We start from the raw sequence: 19539 nt of genomic DNA on the forward strand, positions 1-19539 counted from the left end.
GGCAAGCCCGTGGTCTTACGCGAAGGCGGATAAAAAAAGGCCTGTTCAATAAGGGATTCTTCCCTCTTGCAGGCCTTTTCCGTTTCTTTATGGAGGCGGCAACCGGATTCGAACCGGTGAATAACGGTTTTGCAGACCGCTGCCTTAGCCACTTGGCTATGCCGCCTTTCTTTTTGATAATGGAGCGGGAAACGGGACTCGAACCCGCGACAACCACGTTGGCAACGTGGGGCTCTACCAACTGAGCTATTCCCGCATAGATATACGGCATTCTATAAAATCTTTTCGGTTTGTCAATGAAAAACCGTGGTGAGGGAAACGTGATCATCCCCCTCAATCACCGTGGAAAAAGACCTCCCTGAACCGCAGGAAATATTCCCATCCCGACCACAAGGTCAAGCCCAAGGCCGCCCAAAGAAAAACCATGCCTATCAGATGAAAATCCACGTGAAAGTATTCGTAATGGAGACAAAGGCCTATCGTGGCCACTGATTGAAAAATGGTCTTGTATTTGCCCAGAGAACTTGCCTGGATCACGGTCCCTTCTTTTGCGGCGATACTTCGAAGACCGGTTACGGCCAGTTCCCTCCCCACAATCAACATCACCACCCACGCCGGAATACGATCCAAGGGGATGAGAAGGATCATGGTGGCCGAAACAAGGATCTTGTCGGCCAATGGGTCCAGAAATTTGCCCAAGGCCGTGACATTTCCATGTTTTCGGGCGAAATACCCATCTAAAAAGTCGGTCACGAAGGCAAGACCGAAGAAGAGGGCCGACAGGAAACTTCCCAATCTGCCCTGAAAATTCAGGCAGGCAGCCACCAAGGGGATACAGAAAAACCTGAAGAGAGTAAGGGTATTAGGCAGGTTCAGTAAAACATCCCGACTATCTTTCCTTCCGCCCATGGGATGCTATCTGGTCGGGATGCCTGACCGAAAACGCTCGTAGTAGGTCAGCACCCTTTTTACGTAGGTCATTGTTTCAGGATAGGGAGGGATTCCATTGAAGGCCTCCACCGTCTCCGGGCCGGCATTGTAAGCTGCCAGGGCCAACTTTTTATCCTGGTTAAATCGCTCCAACAGGAGCCTCAGGTAACGGGTCCCCCCGATGATATTCTCCCTGGGATCAAAGGGATTGGAAACCTTCATGGCATAGGCCGTCTCCGGCATAAGCTGCATCAATCCGCGGGCCCCCTTCTTCGAGACCGCCCTGCGGTCGAAATCGGACTCGGCCTTGATCACCGCCCGGATGAGATGGGGATCCACACGGAACCTCCTGGCGGCCTGAAGGATAATACGATCATAGTCCCTGACGTTGAGTTCGTCTCGTCTCGGGCGGCTTCGTATATAAAGCTTGTACCGGGGGTCAGATTTGATATTCGAGAAGTGCCAGACCCCGTTTTTGTCACAATAGCGGTAAATGTCCGCCGAAGCAATTGGAACGGCGACCCAAAGGATCAGGAAACAGACCAGCAGGGATTCTTTAGGCTTTGCTGCCCGCATGGTTATCCCATCTTCCTCCAATCGGCCAGGAATTTCTCAAGTCCTATATCCGTCAGGGGATGATTGATCAGTTGCTCCATAACCTTGAATGGAATCGTAGCAATATCCGCGCCAATCAAAGCCGCCTCCAGTACGTGGACAGGGTTCCTTACGCTGGCGACCAGGACCTCGGTCTCATAGCCGTAATTTTCATAGATGGTCATAATCTGCTCAACGAGACTCATTCCCCTCTGACTGATATCATCCAGCCTCCCGATAAAAGGGCTGATGTAAGAGGCGCCCGCCTTGGCGGCCATGAGGGCCTGGATAGGCGAGAAACATAAAGTCACATTGGTACGGATCCCATCTTCGGAAAGGGTCTTCACAGCCCTGAGCCCTTCTTTAATGAGAGGGATCTTTACCACGATATTCTCCGCCAAAGCTGCCAGATCCCTCGCCTCCCGAACCATTCCCTCGGCATCAGTGCTGACGACTTCAGCATTCACCGGACCGTCTACAATACTGCAAATCTCCTGGATGAGTTCCTTGAAGTCCCGGCCCTCTCTGGCGACAAGACTGGGATTCGTGGTCACACCGTCCAAAAGTCCCATTTCGTTGGCCTTCTTGATCTCCTCAATGTTGGCCGTATCGATAAAAAATTTCATGATTCCTCCCGTATCAATCGGCATCCCGATACTGCAATGTTAATGACCGTCTTGACATTTTACCTTTTTCAAAGATCTCTTCCACTTGACCTCTCAACCACTCATCCCTCTTACCTCTTGAACCCTTCCATTCAGCGGCAGGACCTCCTGCCCATCTTCCGCGAGACGGTCAAGCAATTCTCGGACAGTGATATTAAAAAAAGGATGGACCACCTCCGGAGCGATATCAGCCAAAGGGACGAGGACAAAACGCCTCAAGTGCATGAGGGGATGTGGGACCTCAAGTCCCTCCTCCCGGATAACCTGATCACCATACAACAAGATATCCAAATCAATGACGCGAGGGCCCCATTTCTCCACCCGCACACGACCCATTTCCCTTTCAATAGCCAATAACCTGGTGAGCAGTATCCGGGCCTCCACTTCCACGTCCAGGGCAACAGCCCCGTTTACGTACCAATCCTGCTCTATCACCCCAACAGGCCTGGTGTGGTACCAATCGGACACCCGGATGACGCGGCATCCCGGAAGCCTTTCGATCCTGTCCACGGCCACATGACAGTGCTTGAGGCTGTCTCCCAGGTTGGACCCTATTCCTATGTAAGCCGTGACCCGTTTCACCTCAGTGGGAAACCCGTGGCCGCTATGATGGAAGCCCATAATCCATGGTCAAAACTGAAGCCCCTTTATTCTTTCTATCGCCTCGGCCAAACGCGCCCGGGTCTGGGTGAGGGCGATCCGAAAATATCCTTCCCCTGGATCCCCGAACCCGTTCCCCGGGGTCACCACCACCCCCTTGTCCAGGAAACGGCTTGTCAACTCGGCCGAAGTCATTCCACCTGGGACCCGGACCCAGAGATAAAAGGTGGCTTTCGGGGCATCCACCTCGAAGCCGGCCTCACGCAGTCCCTGAACCATCATGTCACGCCGCCGGGAATAGATATCTCTCATCTCCTCAACGCAGGACTGATCCTGCTTCAAGGCGGCGATCCCTGCCAGTTGAACGGCTTGGAAGGCCCCGGAATCGATGTTGCTCTTGATCGCCCCCAGTCCCTCTATGGCCTCCCGGTTGCCCACGGCAAAACCGATCCTCCAGCCCGTCATATTGTAGGTCTTTGAAAGAGAGTGAAATTCGAGACCCACCTCTTTCGCCCCTTCTGTTTCCAGGAAGCTGGGAGGGCGGTACCCGTCGAAGGCCATTTCCGTATAGGCGGCGTCGTGACAGACAAGGATCCTGTTTTTCGCGGCAAAGTCAACCACCCTCTCGAAAAACGCCCCATCCGCCACCGCCGAGGTGGGATTGTTGGGGTAATTTATGAACATCAACCGGGCCTTCTCAGCCACGTCCCTCGGGATCGCATCAAGATCGGGCAGGAAGTCGTTCTCCCGCAGCAGGGGCATGAAATAAGACTCACCTCCTGCAAACAGCGTGGCGATATGGTAGACCGGATAGGCCGGCGAGGGCACCAGGGCGACATCCCCTGGATCGACGAAAGCAAGGGGCAAATGGGCAATGCCCTCCTTACTGCCGATCAGAATGACCACCTCACTGCCCGGGTCCAATTCCACCCCAAACCGGCTTTTGTACCAATCCGCCACGGTCTCCCTAAACGCCGCCATCCCGGAATAGCTGGGGTACCGATGATTGGCCGGATCCCTCACCGCCTCCAAAAGGGCCTCGATGATATGATCCGGAGTGGGCAGATCGGGATCCCCCACTCCCAGATCGATAATATCCACCCCCCTGGCCTGCACCTCCGCCTTCTTGCGGTCGATTTCCTTGAAAAGATAGGGGGGAAGTCGTTTGAGTCTCTGGGCTTTTTCAAACACCGTCATGTTTTCCTTTCCACCTTGTCAGGAATTAGTTTCCATCCATAAATGGCCTTTTTACGCAATCTCTTCGTCAAAATGAGGGTTTGTCGCTTCAAGCAGAGGCTGACATGTTCTCTTCACCACCTAGCGGAGACCCAGCACATCCTGCATATCATAGAGGCCCGGAGGCTGCCCTACGACCCACGCTGCCGCGCGCACGGCACCGCGGGCGAAGTTGTCACGGTTATGGGCCCGGTGAACGAGTTCCAGCCTCTCTCCGATTCCCCCGAACATCACCGTGTGCTCGCCGGTGATGTCCCCGGCCCGCCAACTCTGGATACCGATCTCCTCCTCGGATCTCTCCCCCGTGATTCCCTTTCTCTCGTAGACCGCCACCCTGTCCAGGTCACGTCCTACGGCCTCCGCCAGGATACGGGCCAGGGCCATGGCCGTTCCGCTTGGGGCATCCTTCTTGAATCGATGGTGGACTTCCAGGATCTCCATGTCATAGTCCTTCCCGAGGATCCTGGCCATCTCTCCAGCGATTCGGAACATCACATTGACCCCGACGCTCATGTTGGGGGCCATGACGCACCGGATGCCTTTTGCCTGCTCTCGAACTTCCGCGAGCATGTTCCCATCGAACCCCGTGGTGCCTATGACCATGGCCAACCCCTTTTTGAGAGCGAGTCTCAGGTGGTCCAGGGTCGCCTGGGGGGTCGTGAAGTCGATAAGGACATCCCCCCGGTCGATCACTTCTTCGAGGGATCCTGCCAGAGGTATTCCAAGGTTTCCGAGACCCGCGACGTGTCCCGCGTCCTGGCCGATCTCCGGATGATCCTGCCTTTCAAAGGCCGCGGCGAGTTCAACTTCCCCGCTCCGGCGGACCATGTGGAGGATACGGTTTCCCATCCTGCCCGCTGCACCTGCAATGATGGCTTTAACCATGGCTGCTCTCCTTCATATCTTGTCCCCGCGCCTTGTCCTACGCCAAGCTCTCAAATCAATCCATAATCTTTTAGTACCGACTTGAGCCTCTCAAGGTTTGCCGGAGCCATGGGAAAAAGTGGAAGCCTCATTTCCGCGTCGATCTTTCCCATGAGGGCAGCCGCAGTTTTAACAGGTATGGGATTGGTCTCGAAAAACATGGCCCGGCACAGGGGAAGAAGCCGATAATAAAGCTCCCTGGCTTTTTCCACCTCCCCGTCCAACCATGCCTGGACCATGTCGGCGTTCTCCCGCGGCACGATATTAGCGACCACGGAAATCACTCCTTTCCCCCCGATTGCGAGAACAGGCAGGGTCAGGTTGTCGTCCCCGGACAGGAGGGTGATATTGTCCCCCGCCAGTCGAACAATCTCCGCCATCTGGCCGAGGTTGCCGGAGGCCTCCTTGACGGCCACGACCTCGGGAAGTTCCGCGAGCCGGGCCACAGTCTCAGGAAGCATGTTGACACTGGTCCTTCCGGGCACATTGTAAAGGACCTGGGGGAGGGGAACGGCCTTGGCTATGGCCGCGTAATGCTGGAAAAGCCCCTCCTGGGTCGGTTTGTTATAGTAAGGCGTGACCTGAAGTGTCGCATCGGCCCCCGCCTTTTTGGCGTGTTCCGTCAATTCAATGGCCTCACGAGTGCTGTTTCCTCCTGTACCGGCAATAACGGGGATTCTCTTATTGACCGCGTCAACGGCGATATCGATTACATGGCAATGCTCCTCCACGCTCAGGGTCGCCGATTCCCCGGTAGTCCCGCAGGGAACAATCGCACTCGTTCCGTTCTCGATCTGAAATTCAATCAACTCCCGGTAGGCGTCCTCGTCCACCTTACCGTTTTTAAAGGGTGTCACTATCGCGACGATGGATCCTTGAAACATGTGTACCTCCAAAGTCAAGGAATGGTGTTGGAAAAAATAATAAACGGGTGGGGTTTACAGCTTACAGGGCTTCCCGGCAAAGCCGTCCCTTGTAGACAAGGGAGGTGTTTCCTTCGAGCCACACCTCCCTGAACCGGTCTCCCTCCTGGGTAAAGTGGACATGGAGTATTTCTCCGCCCCTTGTCCGCACCCTCACCGGGGAGCGAACCATGCCCCTCGAAGCGGCCACAAGGGCCGAAGCGATGGAACCTGTCCCGCAGGCAAGGGTTTCGTCCTCCACGCCCCTTTCATAGGTCCTGACCTCTATGGATCCCTGGTCCAACACCTTCATGAAATTTACGTTTGTCCCTCCGGGGGAAAAGGCGGAATGATGGCGTATGGCCCTTCCCTCCTCCACAACAGGATGGCCCGACAGGTCATCGACCTGGATGACCACATGGGGGACGCCGGTGTTGATGAAATCCCAGTGAATCCAAGTCGGTTCCGGGGAGAGGGCGATATTCCGCTCCAGGCCGCCGGGTGTCGGCATCAAGACCTTTACCACGCGCCCCTTGACCTCTGCGGAAACCGGACCCACCCGGGTCTCGAAGGTCATCCTGGATCCAGCGATCCCCTTTAAGTAGGCGAAACGGGCGACACAACGCCCCCCGTTGCCGCACATCTCCACCTCCCCTCCATCGGCGTTGAAAAAACGCCAGGCAAAATCATATTGCTCCGAGCCGACCACCGCGATGAGGCCGTCGGCCCCGACGGACTCCCTCCGGCGGCAAACGCGCGCCACCAAGGTCTCAAGCTCCCCGTCGCGGACCACCCCTTCGCGGTTGTCGAAGATGATGAAATCGTTACCGCTGCCGCTCATCTTCCAGAACTCGATCCAATCAGTGGATGTGGAATCTTGATTTTCCGGCATTGTATCTTAACTCCCCTGGGAAAATATCCCTTCCTAATCAAGCCGCGGGCTGTTCCAAAAAATCGGGGATCCTCTCTCCCTTTACGAGGTCTTCATAGGTTTCCCGTTCCCGGATGATCTCGAACTCTCCCTCCCGAACCATCACCTCCGGAACCCTGGGCCTCGAATTGTAATTGGATGCCATGGTGAACCCATAAGCCCCCGCACTCATCACCGCGAGAAGATCACCAGGCTCCGCCTCCTCGATCTCTCTGTCCTTTGCCAGGAAGTCACCTGATTCGCATATCGGGCCCACAATATCCACCTTTACCTTCTCCCGCCCTTTGATATTTACGTGCTGGATACCATGGTAGGATCCATAAAGGCTCGGCCTCACCAGGTCATTCATTGCTGCATCCACGATGACGAAGCGCTTCCGCTCTGTGGATTTCGTGTACAGGACCCTGGTAACCAGGATTCCCGCATTCCCCATGATCACCCGCCCCGGCTCCAAAATCAGGGTGAGGTGATCCATGTCCAACTCCTCCTTGAGGGCCGCCGCATACTCCTTTGGGTGGGGAGGGGCCTCTTTGTCGTAAGTGATCCCCAGGCCCCCGCCGAGGTCCAGGTAGGATATCCGAATACCCGCAGCCGTGAGCTTGTCAATTAGAACCTTCAGACGCTTGAGCGCATCTACAAAGGGACTGACCTGTGTGAGCTGGGATCCGATGTGACAGGAAACCCCTGCGACCCTGATATGGTCCAATCCGGCTGCCCGGGTATACTCTTCAAAAGAATGAAGGATATCAATCCCGAACTTGTTCTCCCTCAGACCCGTAGAGATGTAAGGATGGGTCAAGGGGTCTACGTCGGGATTCACCCGGATGGCGATGGGAGCCACCTTTCCCATCCTCCCTGCCACCTCATTGAGCAGTCTGATTTCCTGGGAAGATTCAGCGTTAAAAAGGAGTATCCCGGACTGCAGAGCATACTCCATGTCCTCGGCCCTCTTGCCCACACCGGAATAGACGATCTTGCCCGGCTCCACTCCTGCCTTCAAGGCCCTGTAAAGCTCACCGCCGGATACGATGTCCATGCCCGCCCCTTCCCGGACGAACAACCGTAGAATCGCCAGGTTGGAATTGGACTTCATGGAGAAGCAGATCAGATGCCTCATGCCTTCAAAGGCCTGATCAAAGGCCCTGAAATGTTGGATCAGGGTGGCATGGGAGTAAAGGTAAAAAGGAGTGCCCACCTCCTCAGCGATCCTGGAAACGGGGACCTCTTCGCAATAAAGCTCTTTGTCTCGATATAGGAAATGGTGCATGGCTCTTGATGTAGTATCCCTTAAATTCTACAATCCGATTGAAGAGAACGACCATTCCGGTCAAAAGTTGTTTAAGGGTTCAAGTAAAAGGTCTTGGAAACAATGGATTTCAAGGTCATACTGGTGGAAATTCAACCTTTCTGCAATTAAGATGATCGTAAGATCACGAAAAGACACTTGCCCCCTTGGCCTCTCGAACCCTTTGGAAAAACCCAAACTGATGTCTTCTCCTTGAAAGCAGACTTGGTCACAGAAAGATCCAGGCTCCTTGCGACTCTTACCCCGAACCTGTCTCAGGGATTTCAATCCGATTGGAGGGCGGGCCGATCACGCCCTCAGGACCGATCAGATAGACTTTGAAGAAATAGACCCTTTTCTCGATCGGAGCCGGGAACCGGAAATAAAAGGTTTGCCCCTTGATGGCCTCCTTTCCGAAGGTGCGGTATTCCTGAAAGGCGATCGGGCAATCCTTGCAAGGGAGATTGTCCTGAGGGTATACAGCAAAATACACCCTCCCCCCTTGGATGGAATCCCCTGCCCCTTCCCGTGCTCCGGGGCCCTCAATCCGACCCCTTAAATGAAAGGATCCTCCTATCCATTTACCCTGTAAGTCGGCCACCCTCAAGAAAAATTTTTCCTTGGGGATAAAAGGAGGACTCTTTTTCCCACAAGAAGAAAAGAAAAAAAAGGCTGCACAAAGGCCCACGATGCTGACAAACAGCGTCCTATTATTCAATGGACAACTCCTTCTTCGCCCGTTCAAGACTCTCTTTTACGGCCTCCGGGCCGGTCCCACCGGGCAGGTTCCGTTTTCTCACACAAGATTCCGGGTCGAGCCAATCGTATACGTCCCCATCGATTCTTCCGCTGAAACGCTTCATTTCCTCCAGGGTCAACTGGTTCAGTTCCTTTCCTTGCTCAATGGCGAAAAGGACCATTCTTCCAACGGACTCATGGGCCTGGCGAAAAGTCTCCCCCTTCAACACGAGGTAGTCCGCCAGGTCAGTGGCCGCCAGGTATCCTTCCGCCACAGCATCCCGCATCCTTTTCCGGTTGAAGGTCACGCCTCCAAGGAGCCTGGCAAGCACCTCCAGGCATTCCTCGATGGTGTCCACGGTGTCGAAAAGGGGTTCCTTGTCTTCCTGCATGTCCTTGTTGTAGGACATGGGTAGGCCTTTCATCACTGTCAGGAGTCCCATCAGGTGGCCGTAAACGCGCCCCGTCTTTCCCCGGATGAGTTCGAGGACATCCGGGTTCTTCTTCTGGGGCATGATGCTGCTCCCGGTACAGAAGGCATCCGGCAGGTTCACGAAATCGAATTCCCGGGTGGACCAGAGGATCAATTCCTCACTCAGGCGGCTGAGGTGCATCATCAACAAGGAGGCGGCAAAGAGATATTCCAGGATGAAATCCCTGTCGCTCACCGCATCCATACTGTTTTGGGAGATCTCGGAAAAACCAAGCTCCTCCGCCGCCATCTGCCGGTCCAGGGCGAAGGTGGTTCCGGCCAGGGCCGCGCTCCCCAGGGGGAGCACATCCGTGCCCTCAAGGGCATGAGAGAACCGTCTTAGGTCCCTTCGGAGCATCTCGTAATAAGCCAGGAGATGATGGGACACCAGCACGGGTTGCGCCCGCTGCATGTGTGTGTATCCGGGCAGTATCAGGTCGAGATTCCTCTCCGCTAGATCCACCAGGGCACCCTGAAGCCCCTTGATGAGGCGGACGGCCCTTTGGGCGGCCTCTCGCACGTAGAGCCTCATGTCCAACGCTACTTGGTCGTTCCGGGACCTGCCTGTGTGAATCTTCTCGCCCAAGGGGCCTACTCGCTCGATAAGGGATTTTTCCACCAGGGTGTGGATGTCTTCGTGGGACCCGTCTTCCTGGAGGTTCCCCTCTTCCAGTTCCTTCTTGATCGCGGCCAGGGCTTCAAGGATTTGTGAGGCCTCTTGTTCCGAGAAGACCTTCTGCTTGGCGAGCACTCTGCAATGGGCCATGCTGCCCAAGATGTCCTGGGCATAAAGACGCCTGTCGAAGCGAAGGGATGCGTTGAACCGGTCCACCATTTCGTCCGTATCTTCCTGAAATCGTCCTCCCCAGACCTTTTTCGTCATTCCTTTCTCCCTCGATGCCGGAGACCATCGTCTCCCCTGTGCTTCCCTCCCAAATCAGGCACCGTCATCTTCGACCCATGAGCCTCGCGATCCTCAACCTCAAGGCGTTCAACCGGATAAAACCTTCGGCATCCCTTTGGTTGAAGACCTCATCCTCTTCAAAGGTAGCCACTTCGGGGTCATAAAGGGACTTATCCGACTTTCTCCCCACCACGATACAGTTCCCCTTGTAAAGTTTCAAGCGGACCACTCCAGTCACGTCCCTCTGGGATTCGTCGATCAGGGCCTGGAGCATCCTCCTCTCAGGGCTGAACCAGTATCCGTAATAAATCATTTCAGCATAACGGGGAATCAAGCTGTCCCTGATGTGCATGACCTCCCGGTCGAGGGTGATAGACTCCATGGCCTGGTGGGCCACCCTCAACACCGTTCCACCCGGCGTCTCATAGACCCCCCTGGATTTCATGCCAACGTAACGGTTTTCCACCATGTCCAACCGGCCGATTCCGTTTCGGCCTCCAAGGTCGTTGAGGTGGGCCAGGAGCCGGGCCGGGCTCATGGGCTGGCCGTCCACCGCCACCGGATCCCCTCCCCGGAACTCGATCTCCGTGTAGGTGGGACGATCGGGCGCTTCTTCCGGTGAAACACTCAGGACGAACATGTCCTGGCTGGGTTCATTCCAGGGGTCCTCCAGGATGCCTCCTTCAAAACTGATGTGAAGAAGGTTACGGTCCGTAGAATAGGGTTTCTCCTTGGTCACGGGTACGGGGATACCGTGGGTCCGGGCGTATTGCACCAGGTCTTCCCTGCCTTTGAAATCCCAGATCTTCCATGGTGCGATGATCTTGAGATCCGGCGCAAGGGCCATGTAAGCCATTTCGAAACGGACCTGATCGTTTCCTTTTCCCGTGGCCCCGTGACTCACGGAGTCGGCCCCGAATTTCCGGGCCACCTCCACCTGCCGCATAGCGATCAGAGGACGCGCCAGGGAGGTCCCGAGCAGATACCCTGACTCATAGACGGCATTCGCCCTGAAAGCCGGCCAAACAAAGTCCCGGACAAACTCCTCCTTGAGGTCCTCGATTACAACATCTTCCGCCCCCGTGGCCATCGCCTTTTCCCTGAGGCCACTGGTCTCTTCGCCCTGACCCACATCAGCCGAATAGGCGATAACAGGGCATTGATAAACCTCCCTGAGCCATGACAAAATCACAGAGGTGTCCAAGCCCCCTGAATAAGCAAGCACGATTTTCTTGATTTCCTCACTCAATCTCTCTTCCTCCCAAATTCCGAAAAGCCGGCTTCTTCCCTCTCTCCCCTGACCGGTGGTCCATCAACCGGCGAACTTTCCTTTCCGGCCCAGCATCTCCCTCGGAGCCCTGCTCATAGCGACCCCAGGATTTCATCAAGGGCCCGGACCAGGAGGTCGATCTCCTCCCGGGTCACGATGAGGGGCGGAACGAAACGGAGCACGGTCTCCTGGGCGTTGTTGATCAGGAAACCCCTCTCTCTGCAAGCGTCCACGACAGGGGCACAAGGCACCTCCAATTCCATGCCCAAAATAAGACCAAGACCCCGGACCTCCCTCACCAGGGAGTGCCTTTCCCGGAGCCCCTCCAATCTTTCCTTGAAATAGTACCCGATCTCCCTGCAATGATCCACCCAGCCGTCTTCAATGAGGCTTTTCAGCACTGCCTTTGCCACCGCCGTCACCAAGGGAGTTCCCCCGAAGGTGGTGGCATGACTCCCCGGGCCGAAGGCTTCGCTCAAGGCCTCCACGCCCAGCATGGCCCCGATGGGAAGCCCGTTTCCCAGGGCCTTGGCCAGGGTCATGATGTCCGGGGTCACCCCGAAATGCTCATGGGCGAAAAGCCTTCCGGTCCGGCCCAGGCCGACCTGGACCTCATCGAATATGAGAAGCAGGTCATTGCCCCTACATAACTCCCGAACTCCCTTGAGGTAGTCGGGATCGGGACACACTACACCGCCTTCGCCCTGGATGGGTTCCAGCATCACGGCGCAAACGGAATCATCGATCGCCTTTTCCAGGGCCTCGAGATCGTTGAAAGGCACGTAACCGAAACCATTGAGGAGAGGATCGTAACCCACCTGAATCTTCGCCTGCCCCGTAGCGGAGAGGGTGGCCATGGTCCGGCCGTGAAAGGATCCTTCCATGGTCAGGATCCGGTGTCGTCCAGGGCCGAATTTCTCCCTTGAATACCGCCGGGCCAGCTTGATGGCCGCCTCGTTCGCCTCTGCGCCGCTGTTACAGAAAAAGACCCTGTCCGCAAAGGAGTGTTTGACCAAAAGCTCGGCCAGCTCCACCTGGGGTCCGGTATAGTAAAGGTTCGATACATGGATCAATTCCCTGGATTGGCGTTCCAGGACGTCGCTGACGAGCGGCGAACTGTGCCCCAGGGAACAGACTGCAATGCCTGCAACAAAATCAATGTACTCCTTGCCCTTTTCATCCCAGAGCCGGCACCCTTTTCCCCGCGTGAAAACCACCGGGGTCCTCTTGTAGGTGGGGAACAGGACCCGATCGGCCGTTTCCATGGTATCCCGAACCCTCACATGATTCTCATCCATTTTTCCCCTCGATTCGCTGTTTCGTTGTTCTCTTCCGACAATGAAGCCCCCCGCTCTTCTCTTAAATTAGGATTCCCGATCCCACGCCGGAACCTACCGAATCAACTGGGTTCCAATCCCTTTTTTCGTAAAAACCTCCAGCAGGATAGCATGCTCTTTCCGGCCGTCGATGATGTGGGCCTTTCTCACACCTCCCTTGAGGGCATCCAGGCAGCATCTCACCTTGGGAATCATTCCGCCCTGGATGGTTCCGTCCTCAATGTATCCTTCAACTTCCCGTCGGCGTATGGTGGAGATCAGGTTTCCCTTCTTGTCCAGGACCCCCTCCGTGTCCGTGAGGAGGATCAGCTTCCTCGCTTTGAGGGCAGCCGCGATCCTCCCCGCCACCAGGTCAGCATTGATATTGTAACTCTCCCCCTTTGTGCCGAAACCCACTGGGGCGATAACCGGGATAAACTGGCTCTCCAGAAGACTCTCAAGGATCCTGGTCTTCACGGCCACGATCTCCCCCACCATACCCATGTCAATGATCTCGGGCGGCTGATCATTTCCCTTCTTCCGGACATACTTCATCTTCTTGGCCGTTAGTAGCTTCCCGTCCTTCCCGGAAAGTCCGACCGATTGACCCCCGTTCAGGTTGATCAGTGACACGATCTCCTTATTGACCTTGCCTACAAGGACCATCTCCACCACGTCCATGGTCTGCTTGTCGGTCACCCGCATACCGTCCACGAATTCCGACTCGATGGACAGTCTCTTCAAAAGCCCTCCGATCTGGGGCCCGCCGCCGTGAACCACGACCGGATTAAACCCCACGTACTTCATGAGGATGACGTCCAGAACGAAGTTCTTCTTCAGCTCTTCATCCACCATGGCGTGGCCGCCGTACTTGATCACGATGGTGGCCTTGTTGAACCGCCGGATATATGGGAGGGCCTCGATGAGGACCCTGGCCCTGGAGGATTCGTTGTCCTCTTTTCTTGAATTTCCCATCGACAATCCCGTTCCGCCTTTCCGCCCCTCTGAGCGAGAAAGCGCTTATTGGGCAAACTGCTATCGGCTGAACCCGGTAATTTTAGGGGCCAAGGGGTCAAGTGAAATGCCCAGAGGCCGGCTTGGAAGGCTCCACCGACCACTTGAACCCTTGGATCCTTGAACCCTATTATAAAAAACGATCGAACTAAAGTCTTCGACTGAAGGCTACGGATTTTCTCCCATTCCCCGACCGGGACATTAAAGGATATAGCGACTCAAGTTCTCGTCCTCGAAGATATCCTTGAGCTTTTCCACCACGTAGTCCCGGTCGATCACAATGCGTTTCTCCGCCATATCCGGCGCGTCGAAGGAGATCTCGTCCAGGAGTTTCTCCATGACCGTGTGGAGACGTCTAGCCCCGATATTCTCCATCCGTTCATTGACCTTGCTGGCGATAGACGCGATCTCCTCAATGGCCTCATCCTCGAACACCAATTCCACACCTTCGGTTTCCAGGAGGGCCTTGTACTGGGTGATCAGGGCGTTACGGGGCTCCTTGAGAATCCGCACGAAATCCTTCTCGGTGAGGGAGTCCAGTTCGACACGGATAGGGAAGCGCCCCTGGAGCTCGGGGAGGAGATCCGAGGGTTTGCTCACGTTGAAGGCCCCGGCAGCTATAAAAAGGATGTGATCCGTCTTGATCATGCCGTACTTGGTGATGACCGTGGAGCCTTCCACGATGGGAAGGAGGTCCCGCTGCACGCCTTCCCTGGATACGTCGGGGCCGTACTTGGACTCGGAGCCCGCGACCTTGTCCAGTTCGTCCAGGAAGATGATGCCGTTTTGCTCCGTCATCCGGACGGCCTCCTGGATAACATGGTCCATGTCGATAAGCTTCTGAGATTCGTTCTGGAATAGGATCTCCATGGCTTCCGGGATCTTCACCCTCCTCTTCTTTTTACGGGAGGGGAAAATGTTGCCGAAGACCTCCTTGATGTTGAATTCCATCTCCTCAAGGCCGGCATTGGAAAAGATCTCCACCATGGGCGAACTCCTATCCTCGACCTCGAGTTCCACATAGCGCTCATCCAGTTTACCGCTTCTCAGCAATCTCCTCAGCTTCTCACGGGTGGAATTGCTTTCCTGCCGGTCTGTCCGAACGACCTCCAGCACCTTTTCCTTCTCACCCTCTTCCTCGACCCGTGGATCTTCCCTCCTTTTCGGGAGAAGGATGTCCAGCAGTCTCTCCTCGGCCAATTCCCGGGCCTTGGCCTTGACCTTTTCCTGTTCCTCCCTCTTAGCCATGTTGACGGCGAGTTCAGCAAGGTCCCTGATCATGGACTCCACGTCACGGCCCACGTATCCTACCTCGGTGAATTTCGTGGCCTCCACCTTCAAGAAGGGAGACTTGGCCAGTCTGGCGAGCCGCCGGGCGATTTCCGTCTTCCCCACTCCCGTGGGACCGATCATGATGATGTTCTTGGGGGCGATTTCATCCCGCAACTCCGGAGGGACCTGTTGGCGTCTCCACCGATTCCGCAAGGCGATGGCCACGGAACGCTTGGCGGAGTTCTGCCCCACGATGTACTTGTCCAGCTCCGAGACGATCTCCCTGGGCGTCAGGACCTGGTTGAATCCGTCCCGCTTGACGATGTTCATATCCATTATCACCCCTTCTCGCCGATTTCATGGATGACGATCTGATCGTTGGTGTATAGACAAATGGAGGCCGTGATCTTCATGGCCTCAAGGGCTATGGTATAAGCGTCCAGGTTGGAATGGCTGACGAGGGCCCGGGCCGCGGCAAGTGCGAAACCCGCCCCCGAACCGATGGCCGCAACGTTCTCATCGGGCTCGATGACATCCCCGGTTCCCGAGATGATAAAGGTGGATGCCTCGTCCATGGCGAGCAGAAGGGCCTCTAGCCTTTTGAGGATCTTGTCCGTTCTCCAGTCCTTGGCCAGCTCCACCGCGGAACGAGTAAGATTCCCGTTGAATTTCTCCAGTTTTCCTTCAAGGCGCTCGAAGAGATTGAAGGCATCTGCGGCGGCCCCGGCAAAACCGACCAGGATACGATCCTTGTACATAAAACGGACCTTTACCGCCTTGTGTTTCATGATGGTGTTATCGAGGGTCACCTGGCCGTCTCCGGCCATGACGGACCTTCCGTCCTTTCGAACGGCCAAGATAGTCGTCGCTCTGATATCCGTTCTCTTCATCCTGATCCTCTTTCCTCAGCCGCGCGGGTGGGCCTTGTCATAAACCGCCATGAGCCTGTCGAGGCTCACGTGGGTGTACTTCTGTGTAGCCGAAAGGTTTGCATGGCCCAAAAGCTCCTGGACCGATCTCAGGTCGGCCCCGCCATCCAGCAGATGGGTCGCAAAGGTATGTCTCAGGGCATGGGGGCTGATCTCGCTCATGAGGGCGCACTCCCGACCGTATTTCTTTACGATCGTTAAAATGCTCCGGGTCGAGAGGCGCATGCCGCGGTAATTCAAGAAAAGGGGGCCCTCATTCTTTCCTTTTCCCTGTTTTCTCCTCAACGAAGAGGTGGCCTCCAGGTAAGCCTCGACCGCCTGGAGAGCCTTCTTTCCAATGGGTACGATCCTTTCCCTATTGCCTTTCCCGATCACGCGGACCAAGCGCTGTTCGAAATCAATGCTGGAGACATCCATCCCCGCCAGTTCACTGACCCGCAACCCGCAGGAATATAACACCTCCAAGACGGCCAAGTCCCTTAAACCCAGAGGATGATCTCTTTCGGGCATCTCCAGCAGCCGGAACATCTCGTCCACTGGAAGGTGGGCGGGGATGCTCTTTTCCACCTTGGGGGTCGAGATCTCAGCGGCAGGATTGCTTTGAAGGACACCCTTCCTGGCGAGATAAGCCATGAAGGTGCGGACGGCCGAAAGCTTCCTGGCTATGGTGACCCTCTTGTAATTCCCGTAAAGGCCGCTCAAGTACTCGCGGAGGAGCGCAAAATCGACCCCATTCAGGCCATGTTTCGGGCCCCCTTCAGGACCCGCCCGCTCCTCCTTTTCCCTCAAGAATCGAAGGAACTGCAATAGATCACTCCTGTAAGCCCGAATGGTATGGGCGGAGTAACCTTTCTGGCTACTGAGGTACCCGATGAATTCTTCCACCAGCGCTTCCGCCGTCATTTGCCGGAGCTTCCTATCCTTTGGAAAAAATTAGTAATTTAACACATTTTCATTATTTGGCAACGAAAAAATCGTTGACTTTAAACAAATCTTGACTTTGTTTGATATGTTGATGTAACGTTGATAATTCTTTTATCTGAATTTTGCATAAACAATCTTGAACCCGTTAATGCCCCAATCTGGGAATGGGAGAAAATCTCTAGCCTTTAGACGAAGACTTTAGTTCGATCGTTTTTATAATAGGGTTCAAGGATCCAAGGGTTCAAGTGGCCGAGTGATTGGTGGAGCCTTCCAAGCCTGCCTCTGGGCATTTCACTTGACCCCTTGAACCCTCGACCCCTTGGCCCCTAAAACTATCGGCTTCAGCCGATAGTAGTTTACTTTTCGCCCTTTCTCCATTTGGGGGCGCCTTGAAGGGCTGAGAGGCCCTTCAAGAGGTTTTACACCCTTCTTGTTATTTACTCAATTCCCGATTGAGGAAAATCGGGGCGAAAACTCGGGTCATCCATACATACCCCCACCATCAACTCAAATAGGCCAAGGGGATAAAAAATCTGGAAAGGAACGGACCATGGAAAGGAAAAGTGAGCTATTGCGGAACGTCGGTTTCGTGGCCCATGTGGGCTCCGGCAAGACCTCACTGGCGGAAGCCATGCTCTTTAACGGAAAAGCCGTAACCCGGCTCGGCAAGGTGGACGAAGGCACTTCGAACCTGGACTTTGAACCCGAGGAAGTGAAAAGGAAAATCACCATCAGTACGGCCGTCCACCATTGCACCTGGAAAAAACATGTGATCAACCTGATCGACATGCCGGGGGACGACAACTTTCTCTCGGATACCAGGCTGTCACTCCAGGCCACCGATGGCCTGGTCGTGGTTCTGGACGCCACGGCGGGCGTGAAGATCGGGACGGAAAAGGTCTGGGGGTTCGCCGACGAGCAGGAACTGCCCCGGATCGTCTTCGTGAACAAGATGGACAGGGAGAGGGCGGATTTTTTCTCCGTGATCGATGGGATGAGCGAGACCTTTGATGCCAAGCTCACGCCCATATTTCTGCCTATTGGGGCCGAGGACGATTTCAAAGGGATTATCGACCTCATCAAGATGAAGGCTTACCTATACTCCAAGGACGGCAGCGGGGATTTCAAGGAAGCCGACATCCCCGGAGACATGTCGGACACGGTCGAGGAGTGGCGGGAGAAGATGATCGAGAACATCGTTGAGGCCAACGATGAACTCATGGAGAAATATCTCGAGGGTGAAGAACTATCCACCAAGGAAATCGAAGAGACCTTTTACCAGGGTTTCAAGAGCGGCATGCTGGTTCCGATCGCCTGCGGTTCGGCGATGTTGAACATAGGAGTGCCCCATCTCATGAATCTGGTCGTCCAGGGGCTCCCCTCACCGCTCGAGAGAAAACCTCCGGAAGGGAAAAAACCCGGAACGGATGAACAGATCACCGTGAAACCTGCCGTGGATGGTCCTTTTGCGGGAATCGTCTTCAAAACCATGGCGGATCCCTTCGCAGGCAAGTTGAGCCTGGTCAGGGTCTATTCGGGCACCCTACAGGCCGAGTCCACGGTTTACAACCCCAATAAGGACTTCAAAGAAAAATTCGGCCAGATCTTCCTCCTGGAGGGTAAGAAGCAGCAATCCGTTGAAAGCGCCATCCCCGGAGATATCATCGCCATCCCCAAGCTCAAGGAAACCCAGACCGGGCATACCCTCTGCCAGGAGACCGATCCCGTCATTTTTACACCCGCAGAACCCCTCCCGCCCGTAATCTCTTACGCCGTTGAAGCCAAGGTCAAGGGAAGCGAGGACAAGGTTTTCTCTTCCCTGAGCAAGCTGCTCGACGAAGACCCCACCCTGAAACTGGAAAGGGACCAGACGACCTCCGAGATCATCGTCTCCGGAACCGGGCAGATTCACCTGGAAGCCACGTGCGAAAAAGTCAACCGGAAATTCGGCGTGGAGGTCAACCTGAAACCCGTCAAGGTCCCTTACCTGGAAACCATCAAAAAGCCCGTCAAGCAGGTGATTTACAGGCACAAGAAGCAATCCGGCGGGCGGGGGCAATTCGCCGAGGTGCATTTCGACGTCACACCCCTCGAACGAGGTCAGGGTTTCGAGTTCGAAGAGGCCCTGGTCGGCATGAATGTCCCAAGGAACTTCGTCCCGGCCGTTGAAAAGGGGCTTCAGGAGGCGATCCAGGTGGGAGTCCTGGCAGGCTACCCCATCGTCGACCTCAAGGTACGGTTCTATGACGGAAAATCCCACGACGTGGATTCATCGGAAATGGCCTTCAAAATCGCGGCGAGCATGTGCCTGAAAAAGGCCCTCCAGGAGGCCAACCCGGTGCTTCTCGAACCCATCATGAAAATGGAAATCACGGTACCCGAAGAGGTCATGGGAGACGTGATGGGAGACCTGAATGGGAGGAGAGGCCGTGTCCTCGGAATGGAAAGCAAGGGCAAGTACCAGGTGATCATGGCCCAGGCCCCCATGGCCGAGGTCCTTACCTATGCGCTGGACCTGAACGCCATGACCGCCGGGAGGGGAACCTTCACCATGGAGCATTCCCACTACGAGGAGGTCCCCGCGCAACTGGCCGAAAAGGTGATCGCTGAGGCCAAGGCTGCGGAATAAGGAA

At 55.4% G+C, this 19539-nt stretch carries 18 protein-coding genes and 2 tRNA genes; 1 reads left to right on the forward strand and 19 read right to left on the reverse strand.

All coding sequences use genetic code 11. From position 1 onward, the window contains the following. Nucleotides 1-90: 90 nt before the first annotated feature. The 19 genes from JRF57_03010 to xerC form a co-directional block, all read right to left on the reverse strand. Nucleotides 91-166, reverse strand: a tRNA-Cys gene (locus JRF57_03010). Nucleotides 167-180: 14 nt separating this feature from the next. Beyond that, nucleotides 181-256, reverse strand: a tRNA-Gly gene (locus JRF57_03015). Nucleotides 257-333: 77 nt separating this feature from the next. Then, a complete protein-coding gene (pgsA, locus tag JRF57_03020) occupies nucleotides 334-909 on the reverse strand; it encodes a CDP-diacylglycerol--glycerol-3-phosphate 3-phosphatidyltransferase (protein ID MBW2302665.1) in 576 nt (191 codons plus the stop codon). A gap of 6 nt (nucleotides 910-915) precedes the next feature. Beyond that, nucleotides 916-1506: a lytic transglycosylase domain-containing protein gene (locus JRF57_03025; protein ID MBW2302666.1), complete on the reverse strand. Its 591-nt coding sequence runs from the start codon at nucleotides 1504-1506 to the stop codon at nucleotides 916-918. Nucleotides 1507-1508: 2 nt separating this feature from the next. Continuing rightward, a complete protein-coding gene (gene fsa / locus JRF57_03030; GenBank protein ID MBW2302667.1) occupies nucleotides 1509-2150 on the reverse strand; it encodes a fructose-6-phosphate aldolase in 642 nt (213 codons plus the stop codon). 93 nt (nucleotides 2151-2243) lie between these two features. Further along, a complete protein-coding gene (gene folK / locus JRF57_03035; protein MBW2302668.1) occupies nucleotides 2244-2810 on the reverse strand; it encodes a 2-amino-4-hydroxy-6-hydroxymethyldihydropteridine diphosphokinase in 567 nt (188 codons plus the stop codon). A 9-nt stretch (nucleotides 2811-2819) separates the two neighbouring features. Beyond that, complete coding sequence (locus JRF57_03040; GenBank protein MBW2302669.1) at nucleotides 2820-3986, reverse strand: LL-diaminopimelate aminotransferase; 1167 nt, start codon at nucleotides 3984-3986, stop codon at nucleotides 2820-2822. 120 nt (nucleotides 3987-4106) lie between these two features. Next, nucleotides 4107-4910 carry a 4-hydroxy-tetrahydrodipicolinate reductase gene (gene dapB, locus JRF57_03045; GenBank protein MBW2302670.1) on the reverse strand — a complete coding sequence of 268 codons (804 nt, stop codon included), beginning with the start codon at nucleotides 4908-4910 and terminating at the stop codon, nucleotides 4107-4109. Nucleotides 4911-4960: 50 nt separating this feature from the next. After that, nucleotides 4961-5833: a 4-hydroxy-tetrahydrodipicolinate synthase gene (locus tag JRF57_03050; protein ID MBW2302671.1), complete on the reverse strand. Its 873-nt coding sequence runs from the start codon at nucleotides 5831-5833 to the stop codon at nucleotides 4961-4963. A 61-nt stretch (nucleotides 5834-5894) separates the two neighbouring features. Beyond that, nucleotides 5895-6743: a diaminopimelate epimerase gene (locus JRF57_03055; protein ID MBW2302672.1), complete on the reverse strand. Its 849-nt coding sequence runs from the start codon at nucleotides 6741-6743 to the stop codon at nucleotides 5895-5897. A 37-nt stretch (nucleotides 6744-6780) separates the two neighbouring features. Beyond that, on the reverse strand, nucleotides 6781-8049 hold the full coding sequence (gene lysA / locus JRF57_03060) for a diaminopimelate decarboxylase (protein MBW2302673.1): 1269 nt from the start codon (nucleotides 8047-8049) through the stop codon (nucleotides 6781-6783). A gap of 277 nt (nucleotides 8050-8326) precedes the next feature. After that, a complete protein-coding gene (locus tag JRF57_03065; GenBank protein ID MBW2302674.1) occupies nucleotides 8327-8560 on the reverse strand; it encodes a hypothetical protein in 234 nt (77 codons plus the stop codon). Nucleotides 8561-8777: 217 nt separating this feature from the next. Beyond that, entirely contained in the window at nucleotides 8778-10160 is a 1383-nt protein-coding gene (gene argH / locus JRF57_03070; GenBank protein ID MBW2302675.1) for an argininosuccinate lyase, read from the reverse strand. A 64-nt stretch (nucleotides 10161-10224) separates the two neighbouring features. Then, nucleotides 10225-11430 carry an argininosuccinate synthase gene (locus tag JRF57_03075; GenBank protein ID MBW2302676.1) on the reverse strand — a complete coding sequence of 402 codons (1206 nt, stop codon included), beginning with the start codon at nucleotides 11428-11430 and terminating at the stop codon, nucleotides 10225-10227. A 113-nt stretch (nucleotides 11431-11543) separates the two neighbouring features. Then, entirely contained in the window at nucleotides 11544-12716 is a 1173-nt protein-coding gene (locus JRF57_03080) for an acetylornithine transaminase (GenBank protein ID MBW2302677.1), read from the reverse strand. A gap of 126 nt (nucleotides 12717-12842) precedes the next feature. Then, entirely contained in the window at nucleotides 12843-13742 is a 900-nt protein-coding gene (gene argB / locus JRF57_03085; protein ID MBW2302678.1) for an acetylglutamate kinase, read from the reverse strand. Between the two features lie 240 nt (nucleotides 13743-13982). After that, nucleotides 13983-15383 carry an ATP-dependent protease ATPase subunit HslU gene (hslU, locus tag JRF57_03090; protein MBW2302679.1) on the reverse strand — a complete coding sequence of 467 codons (1401 nt, stop codon included), beginning with the start codon at nucleotides 15381-15383 and terminating at the stop codon, nucleotides 13983-13985. Between the two features lie 8 nt (nucleotides 15384-15391). Then, a complete protein-coding gene (hslV, locus tag JRF57_03095; GenBank protein MBW2302680.1) occupies nucleotides 15392-15943 on the reverse strand; it encodes an ATP-dependent protease subunit HslV in 552 nt (183 codons plus the stop codon). Nucleotides 15944-15958: 15 nt separating this feature from the next. Continuing rightward, nucleotides 15959-16885 carry a tyrosine recombinase XerC gene (xerC, locus tag JRF57_03100; GenBank protein MBW2302681.1) on the reverse strand — a complete coding sequence of 309 codons (927 nt, stop codon included), beginning with the start codon at nucleotides 16883-16885 and terminating at the stop codon, nucleotides 15959-15961. A 571-nt stretch (nucleotides 16886-17456) separates the two neighbouring features. Between xerC and fusA the strand changes: the two genes are divergently transcribed. Further along, complete coding sequence (gene fusA / locus JRF57_03105; protein ID MBW2302682.1) at nucleotides 17457-19535, forward strand: elongation factor G; 2079 nt, start codon at nucleotides 17457-17459, stop codon at nucleotides 19533-19535. The last annotated feature ends 4 nt before the right edge of the window (nucleotides 19536-19539 follow it).

The sequence above is a fragment of the Deltaproteobacteria bacterium genome, assembly GCA_019310525.1.
Lineage (GTDB): Bacteria > Desulfobacterota > DSM-4660 > Desulfatiglandales > HGW-15 > JAFDEE01.